Origin of the sequence: Nocardia spongicola, assembly GCF_047200775.1 — a bacterium.
Classification (GTDB): Bacteria; Actinomycetota; Actinomycetes; order Mycobacteriales; family Mycobacteriaceae; genus Nocardia.
The window spans coordinates 586,714-612,772 of the sequence record NZ_JBJZOO010000002.1; the positions used below are offsets into that span (position 1 = coordinate 586,714).

A 26,059-nucleotide genomic window follows, 5' to 3' on the forward strand; every position below is an offset into this window, starting at 1 on the left:
GCTCGCGGTCGAACCGCTCGACCTCACCCTGACCGAGGCGAAGTTCGACCTACAGCTCACGGTGCTCGAACGTTTCGGCGCCGACGGTGCTCGTACCGGTCTGGATCTGCATATCGGTTATGCGACAGACATTTTCGACGAGACGTCCGCACACGAATTCGGCGACCGATTGGTGCGGGTGCTGGATACGGTGACCGCCGATCCTGAGGTGGCGGTCCGCGCCATCGACATCAGGTCCGCCACCGAACGTAGCCCGAAGCCAACCGCGACGGTGGCCGACCTGCCCGCACTGGTGGCGCGGGCAGCGGCTAGCGCACCCGAGGCCAACGCTTTCGAACACGGTGATCGGGTGGTCTGTTTCGGTGAGCTGCACACCAAGCTCACCGCGGTGACCAAAGCCATGGGCGCGGCCGCCACCCCGGAAACCCTGATCAATGTTTCGCTCGCCGGACTGGTGCCTGGCATTCTCGCTGCCCTCGGCGGTAGCGGCCTGGCAGCTCTCCTCCAGACCCTGCTCGCCACCGCGCAAGCGGTACTCGCCGATTCGGAGTCGGCGCTCGATTCGGAAGGAAACCGTTGATGACCCACGCAGATTCGGTTGCGTCCAGCTCGATCGGCGCGCAGTCCACCCTGGGGGATCGCGCCGCGCCGCGGCGCGGCTACGGTATCGATGATCTGCCCGTCCTCGTCGCGGCCGTCGCCGAACGGGAACCGCTGCGGGTGGCCCTGCGCCACGGCGAGATCACCGTCGGCTACGCGGAGCTCGCGGAAGAGCTCGCGATGCTCTCCGAAGCCATGGGCGACGGACTCACCGCGGACGCGCTGATCTCGGTGGTGATCTCCGGCAGGCTCCCCGAACTGCTGGAAACCGATGCAGGCGCGCTCGGTACGGTCCTCGACGCACTGCTCGACGACGCGCTGACCGCGGCGCATGACGTCCTGACCGGCGCAGTGGCGCCGACCGAGACACTGGTGAGCCTGTTCGAGGAACAGGTCGAGCGCACCCCGGACGCGGTCGCGCTGGAATACGCGGGCGAAACCCTGACCTATGCCGAGTTCGACGGCCGGGTCAACGCGCTGGCCGCGCACCTGATCGACTGCGGCGTCGGGCCGGACACCTTGGTCGGTTTGGCCGTTCGACGGTCTTTCGACCTGCTGGTCGGCATGTACGCCATCCTCAAGGCTGGTGGTGCGTATCTGCCGATCGATCCCGATCACCCGGCCGACCGCATCGCCTATGTGCTCGAGGTCGCCGAACCGGTGCTCGTGCTCACCACCACGTCGGATGAGCCCGAGCTCGGCACCGAGATCCCGACCCTGCGGATTGACCGGTTCGCCGGTCTGCCGACGCCGGACGCCCCCGCGTTCACCCGCTCGGCCGACGAGATCGCCTACGTGATCTTCACCTCCGGCTCGACCGGCCGACCCAAAGGGGTGGCGGTATCGCACCGGTCGATCGTGGCGAATCTGCGCTGGCGGCAACGGCTGTACCGGTTGCAGGCCGATGACGTGGTATTGCAGAAGACCCCGTTCACCTTCGATGTATCGGTGTGGGAGTTCTTCTGGCCGTTGCAGATCGGGGCACGGTTGGTCATCGCGGCACCGGAAGGGCACCGGGACCCGGCCTATCTGACCGGGGTGATCGACGAATGTGGCGTTACTGTGGCACATTTCGTGCCGTCCATGCTCGCGGTATTCGCCGCTGAGGCGCAGGCCGCGGCAGTGGATTCGCTGCGGCTGGTCTTCGCCTCCGGCGAAGCGTTGCCCGCCGCGACAGCGGCGGCCTTCCGCGACCTCAGCGGCGCGACGCTGCACAATCTGTACGGGCCGACCGAGGCCGCGGTCGATGTGACCGCGCACGAGGTGACCGGTGCTGATGCCACCCAGGTTCCGATCGGTATCGCCGCCGACGATACCGAGCTGCTTGTCCTCGACGACAGCTTGCGGCCGGTGGCGCGTGGTGTGGTCGGCGAGCTGTATCTGGCCGGTGTGCAGCTGGCCCGCGGCTATATCGCCAGGCCGGGTCTGACCGCGGAGCGATTCGTAGCCAATCCGGAGGGACCGGCGGGGGAGCGGATGTACCGCACCGGCGATCTGGTGCGCTGGGCGCCAGGCACCGATGGTATGCCGGACGAACTGGAATACCTCGGCCGCACCGATTTCCAGGTGAAGCTGCGTGGGCTGCGGATCGAGCTGGGCGAAGTAGAGGCCGCGCTGCTGCGGCATCAAGGGGTACGGCAGGCCGCGGTGGTGCTGTACCGGCACACCAGCGGAGATCATCTGGTCGGTTATGTGGTCGGCGAGGTGGCCGACACTGCCGATGTGCTCGACTCCGTTCAGCGCGAGCTGCCCGAATACATGGTGCCAACAGTGCTGGTTCCGCTGGACGAGATGCCGGTGAACGCCAACGGCAAGCTGGACCGCCGGGCGCTGCCCGAGCCGGAATTCGGTGCGGGCGCGACGGTATACCGCGCACCGGAAACCGAGGCGGAGCAGACGGTCGCCGCGATCTTCGCCGAACTGCTCGGCGCGGCGCGGGTGGGGGCCGACGACAATTTCTTCGCCCTCGGCGGTAATTCCCTGCTGGCGACTCGCGCTATCGCCAGGGTCGCTGCGGCTCTCGGCGTCGCGTTGGACGTACGCGACTTCTTCGATCGGCCGACCGTGGCCGCGGTGGCCAGGCACGCCACCTCGTCGGCCCCGACTACACCGCGGCCCGCGCTGGTCGCAGGCCCGCGCCCGGAGCATGTTCCGCTCTCGCCCGCGCAGCGGCGGATGTGGTTCCTCAATCGGTTCGGCGCCGATCCCGAGACGGATCGCGATCTGGGGACCGCGGCCGTGGACAATATTCCGGTAGCGCTGCGCGTACGTGGGCCGCTGGAGATCTCCGCGTTGTCTGCCGCGATCACCGATCTGGTGGCCAGGCACGAGGTACTGCGCACGGTGTATCCGCATACGCTGGCCGGGCCCGCGCAACTGGTGCGGCGGGTACACGCGGTATTCGACCTGACGCCGACGGAGGTGCCGCCGCAGCGGCTCGCCGAGGCGATCGGCCGCGTGGCCGGGCAGGGATTCGACGTCGCCGAGGAGATCCCGGTGCGGGTGCGGCTGCTGCGGTGCGGGCCGCAGGACCACACCCTGGTGCTCGTCGTCCACCACATCGCCGCCGACGGGGTTTCGCTCGGCCCATTGATGCGCGATCTGGCCACCGCCTACGCCGCACGGCATGACGGTAAGGCACCGGAGTGGACGCCGCTGCCAGTGCAGTACGCCGACTACGCGCTATGGCAGCAGCAGGTGCTCGGAGTGGAATCCGATGCCGATTCCCTTGCCGCGCGGCAACTCGCTTTCTGGCGTGCCGAATTGGCTGGGCTGCCTGCCCAACTCGAGCTGCCCGCCGACCGCCCGCGTCCGGCCGCCGCCTCGTATCGTGGCGCGACCTTCGAGTTCGCTGTCGACGCGGCCTTGCGTACCGACCTGGAAGCTCTCGCGGCCCGCTGCCGCGTCACCCCGTTCATGGTGTGGCATACGGCGTTGGCGACCTTGCTCGCCCGGTTATCCGGCACCGCCGATATCGCGATCGGCACACCGATCGCCGGCCGTGGCGAGGCCGCGCTCGACGATCTGGTCGGCATGTTCGTCAACACCCTGGTGCTGCGCGCACATGTGGATGGTGCCCGCGGCTTCGCCGAGCTGCTCGCCAAGACCGCCGACCGTGATCTGCGTGCCTTCGCGCACGCCGATATCCCGTTCGAACAGCTGGTGGAGGCGCTGAATCCGGTGCGCTCCTCGGCGCGGCATCCGCTGTTCCAGGTCGCGTTGTTCATGCAGAATATCGGGCCGGTCGCACTGACCATGCCCGGTCTGGAGACCGAGCTGGTCGACTTCGATCCCGGTTTCGCGAAGTTCGATCTCCAGCTCACCGTCTCGGATACCGCATCCGGGTATCGTGCCGAATTCACCTACGCCACCGATCTGTTCGATGCCGCGACCGTGCGGGAATTCGCGGCCAAGTTCATCCGGTTGCTGAGCGCGGCTGTACGGACACCGGACGCGCCGGTCGGCGATATCCCCCTGCTCGACGCCGGGGAGCTGGATTATGTCCTCTCCAGCTGGAATGCCAGCGGCCACAAGGTGGCTGACCGGTTCCTGCACGAGGGCTTCGACGCACAGGTGCGTCGCACTCCGGATGCCATCGCCCTGCGCACCGATACCGAGCAGTGGAGTTACACCGAATTGTCCGACCGGGCCAACCGGCTGGCCCGCATGCTCATCGAATGTGGTGTCGGCCCGGAGGCACTGGTGGTGCTGGCCATGCCGCGTACCGTCGAGCTGGTCGTGGCCATGTACGCCGTGGCGCGAGCGGGCGGCGCGTATGTTCCGGTCGACCCGGCGCACCCGGCCGAGCGGATCGGGCACATCCTCGATACCGCTCGTCCGCACGCGATCCTCACCACGACGACGGCCGGGTTCGACGCGGCGGCCACTACGTCCGAAGCACCCCCTGCCACCGTGTACTACCTGGACGAGCTCGATCTCTCGGGATACTCAGCAGGCAAGGTCGGTGACGGGGAACGCCGTGCCGTACTGCATCCGCAGCATCCGGCCTATGTGATCTTCACGTCCGGGTCGACCGGGAAGCCGAAAGGCGTCGCGGTCAGCCACCAGGCCATCGCCAATCAGTTGGCCTGGATGCACGCCGAATACGGCATCCGCGCCGGCGATATCTACTTGCAGAAAACCGCGAGCACCTTCGATGTGTCGCTGTGGGGCTACTTCCTGCCGCTGCGCGCGGGCGCGACGCTGTTGCTGGCCGCGCCGGACGGACATCGCGATCCGCGCTACCTCGCCGAGACCATCGCTCGCCACGGTGTCACGCTCACCGACTTCGTTCCGTCGATGCTCGCGGTATTCGCCGCGCACGCGGAGCCAGGCGAACTCGACACGCTGCGTGCGGTATTCGTCATCGGCGAGGCGTTGCCACCGGAGACGGTGGCGGCATTCGGTCGTGTATCCGCCGCGGGGCTGCACAACCTGTACGGTCCGACCGAGGCGGCGGTGTCCATCACTTACCGCGAGGTCACCGAGGCGGACGCACCGCTGGTGCCGATCGGTGAGCCGGAATGGAATTCGCAGGCTTATGTGCTGGACGCACGCTTGCAGCCGGTGCCGATCGGGGTGCCTGGCGAACTGTATCTGGCGGGCGCGCAACTGGCCCGTGGCTACCACGGCCGCGTCGATCTCACCGCCGACCGTTTTGTCGCAGGCCCGTTCGGTGAACCGGGCGCGCGCATGTACCGTACCGGCGATCTGGTGCGCTGGAGCTCCGACGGTGAGCTGATCTACCTGGGCCGCACCGACTTCCAAGTGAAGTTCCGCGGGCAGCGGATCGAACTCGCCGAGATCGAGACCGCGCTGCTGGCCTCGCCAGAGGTGAGCCAGGCGGCTGCCCGGTTGATCAGCGGCCCCACCGGTGATTTCCTGGCCGGTTATGTAATCGCCGCGCCGGGTGCGAGCCTCGATCCCGAGGCGCTGAAAGCCGGACTCGCCCACCGTCTGCCCGCCTATATGGTGCCTGCGGCCGTACTGGAGCTGGACGAATTCCCGCTGAATACCAGCGGCAAACTCGATCGTGCCGCACTACCGGTTCCGGTAGTCGCGGTCGAGCGGTTCCGCGCACCGGTGACCGCGCCGCAACGGCTGGTCGCCTCGGTATTCGCGGAGGTGCTGCAGCTCGAACGAGTCGGTGTGGACGACGATTTCTTCGCCCTCGGCGGCAGTTCACTCGACGCCACCCAGGTCACCGCACGTACCGGCGAAGCTATCGGGGTGCGGATTCCGGTGCGCACGCTGTTCGACGCGACCACAGTGCTGGATTTCGCCGCCGCGATCACCCGGCTGAGCGCCGATAGCGCACCCCGGCGTGCGCTGGTCCGTCAAGAGCGCCCCGAACGGGTGCCGCTCTCGCCTGCCCAGCAGCGCCTGTGGTTCCTCAACCGGATCGAGAGCCAGGACGGCACCGACAGCGTCTACAACCTCCCGATCGTGCTTCGGCTGAGCGGGCAGCTCGACGTCCCGGCGCTGGAACACGCTGTGCTCGATGTTCTGACCAGGCACGAGACCTTGCGCACGGTCTACCCCGATACCGAAAGTGGTCCCTATCAGTCCGTGCTGGATACCGTCGATATCGGCCGCGCGTTGCGACCGGTGCCGGTCGCTTCCGCCGCGGTGGCGGATGCCGTGGCCGGGATCGTCCGTACCGGGTTCGATGTGACCACCGAGCCGCCTGTCCGGATCGCGCTGCTGGCCATCGACCAAGCGGATACGCGGCCCGACGGCACCGGCGAGGAATACGTATTGGTGTTCGTTGTGCACCATATCGCCGCCGACGCTTTGTCGATGGTCCCGCTGAGCACCGATCTGATTCAGGCCTACGCCGCTCGGCGGGCCGGTACGCGACCGGATTGGGTCGAGCTGCCGGTGCAGTACGCGGACTACAGCCTGTGGCATCGGGAGGTGCTCGGCGCCGAGGACACTCCAGGCGATCTTGCCTACCAGCAGCTGCGCTTCTGGCGCGCGGTGCTCGACGGCGCACCGCCACAGCTGCCGCTGCCGACCGATCGCCCGAGGCCCGCTGTGGCATCGCAGCACGGTGCCGCTGTGGATTTCGTACTGGAGCCCGAGGTGGTGGCCGGGCTGCGCGATGTGGCGCACCGCGGTGGCGCGACCCTGTTCATGACACTGCACGCGGCATTCGCCGCGACCTTGGCCCGGCTGAGCGGTAGCACCGATATCGTGATCGGCACCCCGGTCGGCGGGCGCGGCGAGCGGGCACTGGACGCGCTTGTCGGCATGTTCGTCAACACGCTGGCACTGCGCACGCAGGTCAGCGGTGCCGCGCCGTTCGCAGCGCTGCTCGCCGAGGTGCGCGACAGCGATCTGGCCGCGTTCGCCAATGCCGACTTGCCGTTCGAGCGCTTGGTCGATGTGATGACGGTGGATCGTTCCTCCGGCGCGCATCCACTGTTCCAGGTGATGTTCAGCTTCGCGACCGCGACGCCCACATTGGGTAGTGCGGAGCTGCGGGTGCCGGGGCTGACGGTGCGTCCGGTCGAAATCGCCGATACCGGAGCGAAATTCGATCTCCACCTGGTCATCGAGGAGGAGACCGGGTCGGCGGGATTGTCCGGCAGCCTGCGGTATGCGACCGATCTGTTCGACGCGCGGACCGTCGAGTCGTACCTCGCCCGCTTCCGGCGGATCCTCGCCGCTGTCGCCATCGACCCGGATATGCCGATCGGCGATATCGAGCTGCTCTCGGACACCGAACGCGCACGGGTGTTGCGCGAGTGGAACGCCACCGGCCACCAGGTCGAGGAATCGGACACGCTCGCCACACTGTTCACCGCACAAGCGGCAAGGACACCCGATGCGCCCGCGATCACCTTCGAGGTGTCGAGTAGCTCCGTGACGCTCGCCCACCCGTCGCCCGACCACCACCCCTCATCGAGTAGCTCCGCGACCATTACTTATGGGGAGTTCGCCGGTCGGGTCAATCGGTTGGCCCGCTGGCTCGTCGACCAGGGAGTCGGTCCGGAGACGCTGGTGGCGCTGGGGATCCGGCGTTCGCTCGACTTGGTGGTCGGTATGTACGCGATCACGGTCGCGGGCGGCGGCTATGTACCACTGGACCCGGATCACCCCACCGAGCGCACCGCGCACATCCTCGACACCGCCGAACCGGTATTCGTGCTCACCGCAGGGGCCGAGCTGAACTGCGGCATCACCGAGATACGGATCGATCGGCTCGAGCTGTCCGGCTATTCGGACGCTCCGCTCACCGATGCCGACCGGCGAGCGCCGCTGCGCCGGGCACATACCGCGTACGTACTGTTCACCTCCGGTTCGACCGGTAGGCCGAAGGGCGTGGTGATGAGCCATGGCGGCATCGTGAACCGGCTGCGCTGGATGCAGTCGGAGTATGTCGCGCTCGGCTCGCACGATGTGCTGTTGCAGAAGACTCCTGCCACTTTCGATGTGTCGGTGCCGGAATTCTTCTGGCCGTTGCAGGTGGGGGCCAGGATGGTGCTGGCGCGGCCGGACGGGCATCGTGATCCGGCTTATCTGGCCGAGCTCATCCGCCGTGAGGGCGTTACCGCCGCGCATTTCGTACCGTCCATGCTCGCTCTTTTCGTGGCCGATCCGGTCGAGGTGCCGTCGCTGCGTGAGGTGTTCTGCTCCGGCGAGGCCTTGCCCGCGGGTACGGCCCAGCGGATGCGTGAACTCACCGGGGCGCGGGTGCACAATGGCTACGGTCCGACCGAAACCGCGGTAGAGGTGAGCTTCCACGAGGTATCCGATACCGATGTCGAGACCATGTCGATGGGTAAGCCGATCTGGAATACCAGGGCTTATGTGCTCGACGCACGGTTACGGCCGGTGCCGGTCGGGGTGCCGGGTGAGCTGTATCTCGCCGGCGTCCAGCTGGCGCGCGGCTATCTGGATCGCGCCGATCTGACCGGTGACCGATTCGTCGCCGACCCGTTCGGTCCGGCGGGGGAACGGATGTACCGCACCGGCGATCTGGTGGTGTGGAACCAGGCAGGGGAGCTGGAATTCCTCGGCCGCACCGATTTCCAGGTGAAGCTGCGCGGCCTGCGCATCGAACTCGGTGAGATCGAGTCGGTCCTGCTCGCGACGCCGGATATCGCCCAGGCGGCTGTCCTGGTGCGGGACGATCGGGGTACCGGACAGCAGCTGGTCGCTTATCTGGTTGCCGAACAGCCGGTCGATATCGCCGTTGTGCGGGACGCGGTGGCCGAGCGACTGCCGAGTTATATGGTGCCGCAGGCCTTCGTGCTGCTGGAGCGGTTCCCGGTGAACGCATCAGGGAAGCTGGACCGCGCGGCGCTGCCCGAGCCCGCGCCGACGGCTACAGAATTCCATGCGCCGAGCGGACCGGCGGAAACACTTGTCGCGCAGACGTTCACAGTGTTGCTCGGGGTGGACGAGGTCGGCGCGGACGACGATTTCTTCGCCCTCGGCGGCAATTCGCTCAGCGCGACCCAGCTCGCCGCACGACTCGGCAAGGCCACCGGCGCCGAGGTGGCGGTACGTACGATCTTCGACGCGCCGACGGTGCGCGCGTTGGCTCGCCGGATCACCACAGCGCGGCCGGAGGAAAGCGAATCCGTCGCCGTGCCGCCACTCACACCGCAGCAGCGCGGTGCGGCTATCCCATTGTCGATCGCCCAGCAGCGCATGTGGTTCCTGAACCGGTTCGACAATGCCGGTGGCGGATACAACATCCCATTCGCTTTGCGGCTGACCGGGGCGCTCGACGTGCCTGCCCTGGCGGCGGCTGTCGCCGATGTGCTCGCCCGGCACGAGACCCTGCGCACGATCTATCCCGAACACGACGGCGTGGCGGCACAGGTGGTGCTCCCGGCCGAGGCGACGCTGGTCGACCTGGCGGCGCAGCCGGTAACCGCGGCTGCGGTACCGGAACTCGTCGCCGCTGCGGCGCAGACCGGTTTCGATGTGACCACCGAGGTCCCGCTGCTGGTGCGGCTGCTGCGCGTGCAGGCAGAGGCCACCGAGGAGACCGCTGCGGAACAGGTGCATATCCTGCTGTTCGTCGTGCACCACATCGCGGCCGACGGCTGGTCTTTCGCGCCGTTGACCCGCGATCTGGCCAATGCCTATATCGCGCGCTGCGCGGGTGCCGCTCCGGAGTGGCAGCCGCTGCGGGTGCAGTACGCCGATTTCGCGATCTGGCAGCGGGCCGCGCTCGGTTCCGCCGACGATCCGGCCGCGCTGCTCTCCCGCCAGCTGGCTTACTGGACCGACCGGCTGGCCGGGGTGCCAGAGGTGCTGACTCTGCCGTCGGACCGGCCCCGCCCCGCGGTCGCCACCAACCGGGGCGGCGCGCTCACCGGACGCCTCGACGCCGCCATGCACCAGCAGATCCAGGATCTCGCCGCGGCGCATCGGGTGACCCCGTTCATGGTGTTGCATGCCGCGTTGGCCGTACTGTTGAGCCGCTACGGTGCCGACGCCGATGTGGTGATCGGCGCACCGGTCGCCGGACGCGGCGAGGAGGCGCTGGACGACCTGGTCGGCATGTTCGTCAACACGCTGGTGCTGCGCACCGAGGTCCGTCCGGACGCGACTCTGGCCGAACTGCTCGCCACCGTGCGCGCCGCCGATCTGGCGGCTTACGATCATGCCGCGGTGCCGTTCGAGCAGCTGGTCGAGGTGGTGAACCCGGTCCGCTCCCAGGCGCACGCCCCGCTGTACCAGGTCGCGCTGACCCTGCAGAACCACGCCGCGCCGGAATTCCGGCTGGATCAGCTGGCCATCGCCGCACTGGAAGTCGGTCCGGCGCCGATCCAGCTGGATCTGGACTGGACGCTGACCGAGCGCTACACCACCGAGGGCGCCCCTGACGGCATCGACGTCCACCTGCATTACGCGCTCGATCTGTTCGACGAACCGACCGTCGCCGGTTTCCTGGCCACGTTCGAGCGGGTGCTGCGCACCGTGCTGCACGACACCAGCACCCTGGTCGGTGATGTCGAACTGATGTCGGTGGCCGAACGCGATCTGATCCTTGTCGACCGCAACGCCACCGCGCGCACCTTGCCCGGTGAGACACTGGACGATCTGCTCACCACCAGGGTCGCGGCCACGCCCGGCGAGATCTGCGTGCGCTATGAAGGCGCCGAACTCACCTACGCGGAGTTCGCCGCTCGGGTGAACCGGCTGGCCCGCGTGCTCATCGCGGCGGGCGTCGGTCCTGAGGCCATTGTCGGCCTTGTCGCATTGCGCAGTATCGACATGCTCGTGGCGATGTACGCGATCGTGCGCGCGGGCGGGGCCTATCTGCCGATCGACCCGGCGCATCCGGCCGATCGAGTGGCGCAGGTGCTGGAGACCGCGGCCCCGCGACTGGTGCTTACCGTCGGTGGTGCGACGCTGTCCGGCCAGGACGGGGTGCGCGTACTCGACCTCGCCGAACTCGATCTCGACGGCATCGCCGATGGGCCGGTGTCCGATGCCGAGCGGATCGGCGCGCTGCGCCAGGACAACACGGCCTATGTGCTGTTCACATCCGGTTCCACCGGACGTCCGAAGGGTGTCGCGGTCACCCACCGCGCGATCATGAATCAGCTGCGCTGGCTGGAATTCCGTTACCAGGTCACCGCGGCCGATCGCATCCTGCAGCGCGCGCCGCTGACCTTCGACGTATCGGTCTGGGAGTGTTTCCTGCCGATCGCGGTCGGTGCGCCGCTGGTGATCGCGAGGCCGGGCGGGCATCTGGATCTCGCGTACTTCGCGGATCTGCTGCGCGAGCACCGGATCACCATCGCCGAGTACGTACCGTCGGTGCTGGCCGCTCTGATCGGTGAGGGGATGGGCGACGCGCTCGGCTCGTTCCGGCATTTGCACTGCGGTGGTGAGGCGCTCACCCCGGATCTGCTCGCGGCGCTGCACGGCAGTTTCGACGGGGCGGTGCACAATGCCTACGGTCCGACCGAGGCGGCGATTTCGGCGATCTACCACGAGTTCACCGCGGCCGATGTCGAATCGGGCCGGGACGTCGCTATCGGCAGACCGTGCTGGAACACCAGGGCCTATGTACTGGACGCACGGCTGCGCCCGGTGCCGGTCGGGGTCATCGGCGAGTTGTATCTGGCGGGCGAGCAGTTGGCCCGCGGTTATCACGCCCGTGCCGGGCTCACCGCCGAACGGTTCGTCGCCGATCCGCTCGGGGGGCAGGGCCAGGTGATGTACCGCACCGGCGACCTGGTGCGCTGGAATCGCGATGGCGATCTGGTGTACTTGGGCCGCAACGATTTCCAGATCAAACTGCGGGGCCAGCGGATCGAGCTCGGCGAGATCGAGGCCGTACTCGCCGCCGCGACCGGAGTGACCAATGCCGCGGTGCTCGTTGCCGCCGACAGCGCGGGCTACGAATCCCTGATCGGCTATGTCACCGGCGCGGGCCTGTCCGCCGAGGCGGTACTCACCGAAGTGCGTGCGCACCTGCCTGCCTATATGGTGCCCGCCCAGGTGGTTGTGCTCGACGAGATGCCATTGACCACGGTCGGCAAACTGGACCGCTCGGCGCTGCCCGCTGTCGAATTCACCGGCACCGAGGTGCGGTTCCGCCCACCGAGGGAAGGAACAGAGGCGGTACTGGCCACGTTGGTCGCCGATCTGGTCGGTGCGGCGCGGATCGGCGCGGACGACGACTTCTTCGCCCGTGGCGGTAATTCGCTGCTGGCCATGCGGCTGATCGCCAGGGCGAATGCCGCTTTCGGCTGTGCGCTGACCGTGCGCGATGTGTTCGAGGCGCCGACCGTGGCCGAGCTCGCGGTGCTGGTCACGCGATCGACACGGCCAAATGCGGCCGCCGGGCCGGTGCTCGCGCCGCGTGAGCGGCCCGCCCGTATTCCGCTGTCCATGGCGCAGAACAGGATGTGGCTGCTGCATCAGCTCGATCCGGATTCGGCTGTGTACCACATCCCCATCACCATCCGGCTCACCGGCGCCCTCGATCACGTGGCGTTGGGTGCGGCGGTGCGCGATGTGATCGGCAGGCACGAATCGCTGCGCACCGTCTTCCCCGCCGACGCCGAGGGGCCGGTCCAGGTGGTGCTCGCCGACGCGGAGGTGCCAGAGCTGCCGCTGCATCCGGTCGAGGTGACCGAGCCGCAAGTGCATGACGCGGTGCTCGAGGTGGCCGCGGAAGCCTTCGACCTGCGTACCCGGATTCCGGTGCGGGCAGTCCTGCTGCGCACCGCGCCCGATGACCATGTGCTCGTCGTTGTGGTCCACCACATCGCCGCCGACGGTGTGTCCACCGCACCGCTGGCCCGCGATCTGATGACGGCCTACACCGCGCGGATCGCCGGGCAGGCGCCAGGATGGCAACCGCTGCCGGTGCAGTACCCGGATTTCACGCTGTGGCAGCACGAGGCACTCGGTTCGGCGGCCGATCCGGATTCCGTGCTGTCGAGCCAGATCGGCTATTGGCGAGACGAACTCACCGGACTGGCTCCGGTGCTGGAGCTGCCGACGGACCGTCCGCGTCCACCGGTGGCCTCCGGTCGCGGCGCCACTGTCGAGTTCGCGATTCCCGCCGAGCTGACCGGAGCGCTCGCCGAACTCGGGCACCGGCACGGTGTTTCGACCTTCATGGTGCTGCACGCCGCCTTCGCCACGCTGCTCGCCCGGCTGGCGGGCACCGACGATATCGCCGTCGGCACCCCGGTCGCGGGCCGTGGCGAGGAAGCGCTGGACGAGTTGGTCGGCATGTTCGTCAACACCCTGGTGTTGCGTACTCCGGTCGCGGCGGGCACATCCTTCGCTGAGCTGCTCGGCCGAGTGCGTGAGGTGGATGTGCGTGCCTTCGCGCACGCCGATCTGCCCTTCGAACGGTTGGTCGAAGAGCTGAACCCGGTGCGTTCGCAGGCCCATTCGCCGATCGTGCAGACCCTGCTGACCTTCGAGCACCGTGATGACACCGTGCTGCGCCTACCTGGCCTAACGGTCTCGGCCTACCCGCTGGACAACCGGGTCGCGCAGTTCGATCTGGCGGTGGAACTCGCCGAATACCAGGCCGAGGAGAACGGCACCGCGATGCGCGGTGTGCTGCGGTACGCGACCGACCTGTTCGACCGCGGCACGATCGAATCGTTCGGGGCTCGTTTCGTTCGCGTGCTGCGGACCGTGGTGGCCGACGCTTCGGTCCGCGTCGGCGATATCGAGTTGCTCGACGCCGCGGAGCGCGCACTGGTACTCGACCGCTGGAACGACACCGATACGCCGGTGGATTCCACGGCCACTCTGCTTTCCCTGTTCGAGACGCAGGTGGCGAGGACACCGCATGCGCAGGCGGTGACCATCGAGGTGCTCGGCCAGGATCATCCGTCCGCCGAGCACAACTACGCGACACTGACGTATGCCGAATTCGCGGGCCGGGCCAGGCAGCTGGCACGCTGGCTGGTCGAGCAGGGGGTCGGTCCGGATACGCCGGTGGCGCTCGGTATGCGGCGCTCGCTGGATCTGGTGCTCGGTATCTACGCGGTGACCCTCGCTGGCGGTGCGTACGTTCCGCTCGATCCCGATCATCCGGTCGATCGGCTGGACTATGTGCTGACCACGGCTCGGCCGGTGTGCGTGCTCACCTCGGGTCTCGACCTGGAGACAGGCGCGGTGCGGCAGGTCAGGATAGATCGACTGGAGCTGACCGGATATTCCACCGAGCCGTTGACCGCGCTCGACCGGCTCGGTATGCCGCAGCCAGGCCACACCGCGTACGTGATCTTCACCTCGGGCTCGACCGGTCGTCCCAAGGGGGTGGCGGTCTCGCACGCGGCGATCGTGAACCGTCTGAGCTGGATGCAATCGATGTATCCCTTGGCCGAGGACGACGCGGTGTTGCAGAAAACACCCGCCACCTTCGACGTATCGGTCTGGGAGTTCTTCTGGCCCTTGGCCTTCGGTGCGCGCTTGGTGGTGGCGCGGCCGGACGGTCACCGCGATCCCGCCTATCTGGCGCGGGTGATCGGCGAACAGCGCGTTACCACGGTGCACTTCGTCCCCGCCATGCTCGGGGCGTTCCTGGCCGAGGCGCGCGCCGCGGAGTGCACCACGCTGCGCACGGTCTTCGCCTCCGGCGAGGCATTGCCCGCGGTGGCCGCGCAACGGGCGCGCGAGCTGATCGGTGCGCGGGTGCACAATCTGTACGGGCCGACCGAGGCCGCTGTCGACGTCACCTATCACGAGGTGACCGACGCCGATCTGGTTTCGGTGCCGATCGGGCGGCCGGTGGCCAACACCAGGGTGCTGGTGCTGGACGCGCGGATGCGGCCGGTGCCGGTCGGTGTGCCGGGTGAGTTGTATCTGGCGGGTATCCAGCTGGCTCAGGGATATGTGACGCGGCCGGAGCTGACCGCGGAGCGGTTCGTGGCCGACCCGTTCGGACCGGCAGGGTCGCGGATGTACCGCACCGGGGACCTGGTGGTATGGCGCCCCGATGGTGAGCTGGCATACCTCGGCCGCACCGATTTCCAGGTGAAGCTGCGTGGTCTGCGTATCGAGCTCGGAGAAATCGAGTCGGCGCTCACCGCGCTGGATGCCATTGCCCAGGCGGTGGTGTCGGTGCGCGCGGACGAGCGGCTCGGTGACCAGCTCGTCGCCTATCTGATCGCAGCGCAGGGGCATTCGATCGATATCGAGGAGGTGCGCGCGGCAGTGCGCGCCGAGCTGCCCGCGTATATGGTGCCCGCGGCGTGGGTGGTGCTGGAGGAATTCCCGGTCAACGCTTCCGGCAAGCTGGACCGCAAGGCCCTGCCCGCGCCGGTGTTCGAGACCGCGGAATATCGTGCTCCGGTCACCCGCGCCGAGGTGGCTGCCGCGCAGATCATCGCGCAGCTGCTCGGTATCGAGCGGGTCGGTGCCGACGACGACTTCTTCGCCCTCGGTGGTAATTCGCTGATCGCGACCAGGGTCGCGGCCCGGCTCGGGGCCGAGCTGGATGCCGAGATTCCGGTCCGCCTGCTCTTCGAGGCGCCGACGGTGGCCGCGCTGGCCGCCAGGGCCGAACGGCTCATCGGCACCGGTGGTAAGCCCACCCTGGTGGCCCGACCACGTCCCGAGCGGATCCCGCTCTCACCCGCGCAGCAGCGACTGTGGTTCCTCAATCGCTTCGATCCCGCCGAGACCGTGTACAACATCGCGGTAGTAGTACGGCTCACCGGCGCCCTCGACCTGGACACGCTCGCCGCGGCTCTCGGTGCTGTGGTCGGCAGGCACGAAACCCTGCGGACGGTGTATCCGGATCTCGACGGCACCGGCTACCAGCGCATTCTCCCGCCTGCTCCGGTGCAGGAAATCCAGCGGCTGGAGGGGGCGCACGCGGTCGCCGAGTTCATCGCGACCCCATTCGATCTGACCACCGAGGTACCGCTGCGCGTCGGCCTGGTCACCGGCTCCGATCAGGACCACCTGCTCGCCCTTGTGGTGCATCACATCGCGGCCGATGGCTTCTCCATGGGACCGTTGGCCCGTGATCTCGCCGCCGCGTACGCGGCGCACGCGACCGGCACTACACCGGTCTGGTCCGAGCTCGCGGTGCAGTACGCCGACTACGCGCTCTGGCAGCGTGAGGTGCTCGGCGCCGAGGCTGACCCGGATTCGGTGGCCGCGCGCCAGCTGCGGTACTGGCGTGAGACATTGCGCGCCTTGCCCGCTCAGCTGGATCTACCCGCCGACAGGCCGCGCCCCGCGGTCGCCTCACACGCGGCGGCGAGCCTGACCATGGCACTGCCGGACGAGGTCAGCGCTGGCATCGCGGAGGTGGCCGCGCGCTATGCGGCCACCCCGTTCATGGTGGTGCACGCCGCGTTGGCCACGATGCTCGCCCGGCTGTCCGGTACCTCCGATATCGCCATCGGCGCACCGGTCGCGGGCCGTGGCGACGCGGCGCTGGATGATCTGGTCGGTATGTTCGTCAACACCCTGGTGCTGCGCACCGAGGTGCCGGGCACCGATACCTTCGCCGCGATACTGCGCCGGGTGCGCGCGGACGATCTGGATGCCTTCGCACACGCCGACGTCCCGTTCGAGCGATTGGTCGAGGCGCTCGACCCACCGCGCTCCCAGGCGCGACACCCGCTGTTCCAGATCGCGCTGTTCTATCAGAACCTCGCGCCGATCACCGCGGAGATGGCGGGCATCACCGTCACCGAGCAGGAGTACGACTATGCGACAACTCCGTTCGATCTCCAGCTGACCGTCAGCGGCGACGAGCTGCATTTCACCTACGCCACCGATCTGTTCGACACCACCACGGTCGAGACCTTCGGCACCAGGCTGACCCGCTTGCTCGCCGCCGTTACCACTGATCCGGATCAGGTGGTCGGCGATATCGATCTGTTCGGCACCGATGAGCTGCACCGCGTAGTCGTGGAGTGGAACAATTCCACGCACACCGCGTTCGTCGCCGAAATGCTGCTCGACGAATTCGAGGCGCAGGCTGTCGCGACCCCCGATGAGCCCGCGCTGGTGTTCGTCCCCGATACCGCATCGGGCCTGCAGGATCAGCGCATCGTGAGCTACGGCGAACTGGATCAGCGCGCCAATCAGCTGGCCCGCCATCTGATCGCAGCGGGTATCGGCCCGGAATCGCTTGTCGCGCTGGCGATTCGGCGTTCACCCGAGCTGGTGGTCGCGATGTACGCTGTGCTCAAGGCTGGTGCCGCGTACGTACCGATCGATCCGGATCATCCGGCGCAGCGCATCGCGCATATCCTCGATTCCGCCCGACCGGCCGCCCTGCTCACCACCACGACCGATCGGATCGATGCGGGTGATACCCCCGTGACCGTCCTGGTCGACCGAGCGGTGCTGGACGGTTACTCCGCCGAGCCGATCGTGGCCGAGGAGCGCATCGCGCCGATCCATCCACAGCATCCGGCCTATGTGATCTTCACCAGCGGATCCACCGGTAAACCCAAGGGTGTGAGCGTTTCGCATGCCGCGATCGTCAATCAGATGACCTGGATGCAGTCGCAATACCAGCTCACCGCCGAGGACGTCTATCTGCAGAAGACCGCGACCACCTTCGATGTATCGCTGTGGGGTTACTTCCTTCCGCTGCGGATCGGCGCGACCCTGGTGCTCGCCGCACCGGACGGTCACCGCGACCCCGGTTATCTCACCGAGGTGATCGCCGGGAAACAGGTGACAGTCACCGATTTCGTGCCCTCGATGCTCAGTGTCTTCGCCGGACATGTCGCCGCCGCCGAGCAGCGGGCGCGGCTCGACTCGTTGCGCATGGTGTTCGTGATCGGTGAAGCACTACCCGCCGAAGCCGTACGGGCCTTCGGTGCGGTGAGCGCCGCCCGGTTACACAACCTGTACGGGCCGACCGAGGCGGCGGTGAGTATCACCTATCGCGATGTCACCGGCGAATATGAGCGCACCGTCTTGCCGATCGGCATTCCGGAGTGGAACAGCCGGGTCTACGTCTTGGATTCGCGGTTGCGTCCGACCCTGCCAGGGGTGGCCGGTGAGCTCTATCTCGCGGGTATTCAGCTGGCCCGCGGCTACCACGGCAGACCGGATCTGACCGCGGACCGCTTCGTGGCCAACCCGTTCGGTGCGCCAGGCGAGCGGATGTACCGCACCGGCGACCTGGTGCGCTGGGAATGCGGCGGCGACACCGCCGAGCTGGTGTATCTGGGCCGGACCGACTTCCAGGTGAAGTTCCGCGGCCAGCGCATCGAACTCGGCGAGATCGAGGCCGCGCTCGCCGCGGCGCCCGGTGTGGCGCAAGCCGCCGCACGGGTGGTCACCACCGCTACCGGCGACGATCACCTGGTCGGTTACCTCACCGCCGTACCTGGCGGCACGGTATCCGATGCCGAGGTGCTGCGCTCCGCCGCGGCCACGCTGCCGTCGTACATGCTCCCCTCGGCACTGGTCACCATGGCCGAGTTCCCGCTCAACGCCTCCGGCAAGCTGGACCGTAAGGCACTGCCGGACCCCGTATTCGATCGGGTGGCCTACCGTGCCCCGGTGACCCCCGCCGAGCGGCTGGTGGCCGAAGCCTTCGAGATGGTTCTCGGGGCGGGGCCGGTCGGCACCGAGGACCATTTCTTCACTCTCGGCGGTAATTCGCTCAGCGCCACCAGAGTGCTGGCCCGGCTCGGTGATCGGCTCGGCCGCCGGGTTCCGGTGCGGTTGTTGTTCGAGGCGCCCACCGTGCGTGCGCTCGCCGCGATGCTCACCACGGAGGCCACCGCGACCGAGCAGGTGCTGCCATTGGTCGCTGGGGTACGGCCGGAACGGATTCCGCTGGCGCCGGTGCAGCGCGGTATGTGGTTCCTCAACCGGCTCGACCCGGCTTCGCCCGCGCACAATATCCCGGTCGCGCTGCGGATCGCGGGTGTGATCGACACGGCGGCCCTCGGCGCCGCGTTCGACGATGTTGTCGCCCGGCACGAGACATTGCGCACGATATACCCGGTCGACGCGGCTGGGATCGGTCATCAGGTGATCCTGCCTCCGGCAGCCGCTGGGGTGCGTTTGGCGGTGGAGGAACTCGACGGTCGTCCGGTGGCCGACCGGATCGCCGAATTCCTCGGCGCGGGTTTCGATGTCACCGCCGAAGTCCCGGTGCGCGCGATACTGCTGCGCGAACACGACACCAGTCATGTCCTGGTCGCGGTCGTGCACCACATCGCGGCGGATGGCTACTCGATGGGCCCGCTGCTGCGGGATCTGCTGGCGGCCTATCTCGCGCGCACGCTCGGCACCGAGCCACAGTGGCCCGCGCTCCAGGCGCAATACGCCGATTACGCGCTGTGGCAGACCGCGGAGCTGGAGACCGCGAGCGCACCGCAGCTCGCGTACTGGACCGAAACGCTGCGTGACCTGCCCGACGACCTCGAACTGCCCACCGACCGTCCGCGTCCTGCCGTCGCGAGCAAACGCGGCGCGAGCGTACGGGCCAGGATCGGTAGTCAGGTCGCGCTCCGGGTGCGTGAGCTCGCGGCGCGGCACGATGCGACGCCGTTCATGGTGGTGCACGCGGCGCTCACGGTGTTGCTGGCGCGGCTGACCGGCTCCGATGACATCCCGATCGGTACGCCGGTGGCCGGGCGCGGTGCGGCGGCGCTGGATGAGCTGGTCGGTATGTTCGTCAACACCGTGGTATTGCGTACCCGGCCGGACCAGGACCGCTCTTTCCTCGACCTGCTGGAGCAGACCAGGACGGCCGACCTCGCCGCGTTCGGGCACGCGAGCGTGCCGTTCGATCGGGTGGCCGATGAACTCGGTGTCGAACGTTCGCAAGCCAGGCATCCCCTGTTCACAGTGGCGCTGAGCTACCTGAACACCGGTGCGGGCACCATCAGCGTGCCCGGTCTCGCGCTCACCCCGGTCGAATTCGACGAGCCGGTGGCCCGGTTCGATCTGCAATTCACCGTTGCGGCCGAACCGGACGCCGATGGTCACCTCGCGATCGAACTGGATTACGCCACCGATCTGTTCGACGCGGACACCGCCGCGGCGTTGTTGCGCCGCTTCAGCAGACTGCTCGGCTCCCTCACCGCGGCGCCCGAATCGCCGATCGCGGCGGCCGATCTGCTGTCGCCTGCCGAACGCGCCGAGGTACTCGGCCGCAGGGGCGGTACCCCGGTGCCGCAGTACACGCTGGCCGAGTCGATGGCCACGGCGGTGGCCTTCGATCCCGGTGCGGTCGCGCTCATCGAGGGAGAACGGCAGCTGAGCTACCAGGAGCTGGACGAACAGTCGTCCCGGTTGGCGCGCATGCTCATCGGCTACGGCCTCGGCGCAGAAGATGTCGTGGCGGTGGCGGTGCCACGGTCGATCGAATCCATGGTCGCGGTCTGGGCGGTGGCCAAGACCGGCGCCGTGTTCGTTCCGGTCGATCCGACCTACCCGGCCGAGCGCATCACACATATGCTCTCGGACTCCGGCGCTGCGCTCGGCGTGACCATCGCCGCCTGCCGGGACGCGCTGCCCGGTGCGGTCGACTGGCTGGTGCTGGACGCGTCGGCATGCGTCGAACGGATGCGCAGGCACAGCGCGGCAGCGCTGAGCGCCGCCGAACTGATCCGACCGGTACGGGTGGAGAATCCGGCATGGATGATCTACACCTCCGGCTCGACCGGAACCCCGAAGGGAGTTCTCGCCACCCACGGTGGCCTCGCCGGAGTGGCTCGCGCCCAGCGGGATCGGTACCAGGTCACCGCGGATGCTCGTGTCCTGCATGTGGCCTCACCCAGTTTCGATGCCTCCATGTTGGAACTGCTGCTCGCTCTGTCCGCTGGCGCGGCGCTGGTGATCGCACCGGCTGGTGTCTACGGCGGCGCCGAGCTCACCGCGCTCATCCGCGATCAGCGGGTGACGCATTCGTTCCTCACCCCCTCGGTGCTGTCGACGCTCGATCCGGCCGAACTGGGCGGGCTGCGTCAGCTCACCGTCGGCGGCGAGTCCTATGGCCAGGACACCGTGCGGCGCTGGGCGAGCGGGCGCTCGTTCTACAACACCTACGGTCCGACCGAGACCACCATCATCACCACGATCAGCGCGGCGCTGCGGCCGGAGGATCCGCTAGAGCTGGGTACGCCGATCCACGGTATGTCGGCGGTGGTGCTCGATAGCAGGCTGCGGCCGGTGCCGGTCGGTGTCACCGGCGAGCTGTACCTGCGTGGCCCAGGTCTGGCCAGGGGATACCATGCGCGAGCCGGGCTTTCGGCTTCCCGCTTCGTCGCCGATCCCTATGGTCCTGCGGGCGGGCGGCTGTACCGGACCGGCGATCTGGTGCGCTGGACCCGCTCCGGCGCCATGCGGTACGTGGGGCGCTCCGATCATCAGGTGAAGGTGCGTGGGCTGCGCATCGAGCTCGGTGAGATCGATGCCGTGCTCGCGGCGCACGAGGCGGTGGATACCGCGGTCACCGTGGGCCATACCGATTCCTCCGGCACGGTCTCCCTGGTCGCCTATGTCGTCGCGGCGGCGGGCCGGACGATCGACACCGCCGATCTGCTCGCCCATGCCGCCCGCTCGCTCGCGGCGTATATGGTGCCGAGCAGTGTGCTTGTCCTCGACGAGCTGCCCCTGACGCCGGTCGGGAAACTGGATCGCAAGGCGTTGCCGCGGCCCGAGCTGAGTGCCGCGCCATTCCGCGCACCACGCACCCCGGTCGAACAGGCGGTGGCGCAGACCATCGCCGAGGTGCTCGGCCTCGACGGGGCGGTGGGCTTGGACGACGACTTCTTCGCCCGCGGCGGCAACTCACTGACCGCGACCCAGCTGTCCGCCAGGCTCGCGGACCGGCTCGGCGTCGGCGTCGGCGTCCGGCTGGTGTTCGAGCACCCCTCGGTCGCCGCCTTGGCCCAAGCCCTGGCGACCGCATCCGGGGAAGGTGCGCGTCCCGCGCTCAGCAGGCGGACGGGCACCGGTCCGGCGCCACTCTCCCTCGCCCAGCAGCGCATGTGGTTCCTCAACCGGCTCGATCGGCAGTCCACCGCCTACAACATCCCGCTGGCGGTGCGGCTGACCGGCGAACTGGACGTGGCCGCGCTCAACGCCGCGATCGGGGATGTCGTCACCCGCCACGATGTCTTGCGCACGGTGTACCCGCAGCACGAGACCGGTCCGGTGCAGGTGGTGCTGCCCGCCGAGACGAACACACCGGTCCTGGTGCCCATCACGGTTCCCGTCGATGATCTCGGCGCGGCGGTCGCAGACTTCGTCGGCGGCGGTTTCGATGTCACCGAGACCATCCCGGTGCGCGCCAGGCTGTTCGCCCCGGTCGACGACCACGCCGATGCCGAGCGGGCGACCAGGACTACCGAACATGTGCTCGTGGTGGTCGTGCACCATATCGCCGCGGACGGCTCATCGTTGGTGCCGCTGGCCCGCGATGTCATGGTCGCCTACGCCGCGCGCAAACAGCACACCGCGCCGGATTGGGCGCCGCTGCCGGTGCAGTACACCGACTTCAGCCTGTGGCAGCGCGAACTACTCGGCGCCGAGGACGATCCGGATTCGCTGTTGTCGCGCCAGATCCAGTTCTGGACCGAGGCGTTGGCGGATCTGCCGGCACAGCTGACCGTGCCGACCGATCGCCCGCGCCCGGCCATCGTCTCCACCAGGGGCAAGCATGTCGATTTCACGATCGATGCGGCGGTCCAAACCCAGCTGATCGAACTCGGCCGGGCATCGGGGGCGACCCTGTTCATGGTGATGCATGCCGCGTTCGCGTTGTTGCTGGCCCGCTTGTCCGGTACAGGGGATGTCGCGGTCGGCACCCCGGTCGCCGGGCGCGGAGCCCCCGAACTCGACGAAGTGGTCGGCATGTTCGTCAACACCCTGGTGCTACGCGCACAGGTCGATGCGGGCGACGGATTCGCCGATCTGCTCGGACAGGTCCGCAATACCGACGTCGCGGCCTTCGCCCATGCCGATGTGCCCTTCGAGCGGTTGGTCGAGGTGCTCAACCCGGAGCGTTCCACCGCGCGGCATCCGTTGTTCCAGATCGGCTTCTCCTTCCACAATCAGGCGGAGGCCGATTTCGTACTGGACGGCTTGACCGCCACCGCCGCCGATTTCGAGTCCGAGATCTCCCAGTTCGACTTGCACCTGGTCATCACCGACCGCTACGGCGCGGACGGGACCCCCGCGGGCATGGCCGCCTCGATCACCTACGCCACAGCCCTGTTCGACGAGGCCACCGTCGCGGGCTTCGCCACTCGTCTGCAGCGGTTGCTGCTCGCGGTCTGCGCGGCTCCCGAGCGGCCGGTCGGCGATCTCAGCTGGCTGGATCCGGCGGAGACCGAGCGCATGGTGGTCACCTGGAACCGGGCCGAGCGCAGCTTCGCCCCGGCCACACTGCTGTCGGCCTTCGAGGCGCAGGTCGCCAGGACACCGGAGGCGATCATGATCGTCGACGGTACAAGGACGGTGACGTACCGGGAGTTCGGTGCGCGAGTCAACCGCCTGGCCCGGGTACTCATCGGGCGCGGTATCGGCCCGGAGACCAGGGTGGCGCTGGCTATGGCGCGTAGCGTCGATCTGCTCGTCGCGATGTACGCGGTAGTGACAGCGGGTGGCGCCTACGTACCGCTGGATCCGGCGCATCCGCGGGAGCGCACCGCGAGCGTACTGGCCGCGGCGCGCCCGCAGCTGGTACTCACATCGGCGCGCGCGCCGATGTTGTCGATGTCGGCGGAACACGGTGTGGTGCTTGATATTTCAACTGTCGCCGACACTCGCGCCGATCGTCCGATCCGAGACGAGGAGCGGATCGCACCGCTGTCGCAGGCGAATACCGCGTACATCATCTTCACCTCCGGATCGACCGGCATCCCCAAAGGCGTGGCGGTGCCGCACGCCGCGATCGCGCATCAGCTGGACTGGATGCAAGCGGAATACACGCTCGGCTCCGATGACGCGATCACACTGATGACCTCCGCTGCCTTCGACTTGTCGGTGTGGGAGTACTGGTTGGCACCACGTACCGGAGCCAGGATCGTGCTCGCGCCCCAGGACGCGCAGCGCGATCCGGAGGGGCTGCTCGATCTGGTGCGCCGAGCGTCGGTGACCACACTGACTCTGGTGCCGTCGCTGCTGGCGATGTTGGCCGAAGCGTCAGGTGCGCGACCGCTGCCGACCTCGTTGCGCAGGGTGCTGGTCATCGGCGAGGCGTTGCCCGCCGCGACAGTACGGCGAATCGAGGCGCTCACCTCGGCTCGGATCGACAACCTCTACGGGCCGACCGAGGCCGCGGTATCGGTGACCCGGTTCCGGACCAGTGCGGGCAGTAAGCACACGGTGACGCCGATCGGCACACCGGAATCCGGCAACCAGGTCTACGTACTCGACGACCGGCTGCACCCCGTTCCCACCGGAGTGACCGGTGAGCTGTATCTGGGCGGTGCGCAGCTGGCCCGCGGCTATCACGGCCGCGTCGACCTCACCGCGGAGCGGTTCATCGCGAATCCGTTCGGTGCCACTGGCACGCGCCTGTACCGGACCGGCGATATGGTGCGCTGGGGTGTCGACGGCAACCTCGAATACGTCGAGCGACGCGACTTCCAGGTGAAGGTGCGTGGTTACCGCATCGAACTCGCCGAGATCGAGCACGCGTTGCGCGCCCGTCCCGAAGTGGCCGAGGCAATCGTCATCGCGTACGACACCGGCGGCGACAACGCGGTACTCGCAGGTTATTTCACCGCGGCGCGGCGACTCGATCCGGGCGAACTGCGTACCGCACTGGCGGATACCTTGCCGAGCTATATGGTTCCCGCGGTACTGCGGCAACTGGAATCGCTGCCGCTCACCGCGAACGGCAAGGTCGATCGGGCCGCGCTGCCACGACCCGATCTCGGCGTAACCGAATTCCGCGCCCCCGATACCGAGCTGGAACATCAGGTGTGCGCGGTCTTCGCCGAGGTGCTCAACACTGAGCGGATCGGTTTGGACGACAACTTCTTCGAACGCGGCGGTAATTCGTTGCTGGCCACCCGGCTGGCAAACGGACTGAGTACCGCGCTCGGCGAACAGATCCCGGTGCTCTGGCTGTTCACCGCGCCGACACCGGCCCGCTTACTCGCCCACCTGGAGCAACACCGGTCCGGCCGCGGCCGGGTCGATGCGGCCGCCGCGTTCGATGTGATGCTGCCGCTGCGTACCGGTGGTACACGCGAGCCATTGTTCTGCATCCATCCTGCCAGTGGCGTGGCTTGGTCGTTCGCGGGTCTCGCGGCCCACCTCGACCCCGATCGGGATGTGTACGGCATCCAATCGCCGGTATTGAATGCCGAGGTGGCCCTGCCCGAGTCCATCGACGCCTGGGCACGTCGGTATGTCCAGGAGATTCGCGCTGTGCAGCCGGAGGGTCCGTATCACCTGCTCGGGTGGTCACTCGGTGGCGTGCTCGCCCACGCTGTCGCCGTACAACTGCAAGAGCAGGGACAGCGGGTAGCGGTACTGGCGATGATGGACAGCAGGCGTCGTATCACCGTGGACGAGGATGCGGTGGTCCCGGTCGCCGATCTGCTCGGTGGATTGCTCGGCGAAGCGGCCGACGATGATGATGCCGAGCTGGACCTGCCCCAGCTCGCGCGCCGGATCGCGGAGCTGCCGGAGCCGTTCGCCTCCTTCGGCGCCGATCGCCTCGATCGGGTCTTGGCCGCGGGGGCCGGATCACTGGAGTTGATCACGCGGTACCGTCCGCGCCCGTACAAGGGCAATCTCGTGTATTTCACCGCCACGCTCGACGATCCCACCGGCGCCACCGGCGCGGCGAGCTGGGCGGATGTGGTGGACGGCACCGTGCACAATCACGCGGTGCACGCCTCGCACTGGCGGATGACCTCGCAGGACGCGCTGGCCAGGATCGGTCATGTCCTCGCCGAGGCATTGTCCGATGCCGACCGGTCCTAGATCTCCCGGCCTGATTCTCCGGGACTCGATTCCCAGAACACTGACTCGACCAGGAAAGAGGAGCTCG

General features: G+C 68.1%; 2 protein-coding genes (1 of these 2 cut by a window edge). Both read left to right on the forward strand.

The features are described 5' to 3' along the window. Window positions 1-580, forward strand: partial view of a non-ribosomal peptide synthase/polyketide synthase gene (locus tag ACL02S_RS07635; protein WP_412801581.1) — the 3' end only. 17,276 nt of this gene lie to the left of the window's left edge; 580 of the gene's 17,856 nt are visible here — the last part of the coding sequence; its start codon lies beyond the left edge, outside the window; its stop codon occupies window positions 578-580. Next, window positions 580-25,992, forward strand: a complete 25,413-nt coding sequence (locus ACL02S_RS07640) for a non-ribosomal peptide synthase/polyketide synthase (protein WP_412801582.1) — start codon at window positions 580-582, stop codon at window positions 25,990-25,992. The genes ACL02S_RS07635 and ACL02S_RS07640 overlap by 1 nt, the downstream gene beginning before the upstream one ends. The last annotated feature ends 67 nt before the right edge of the window (window positions 25,993-26,059 follow it).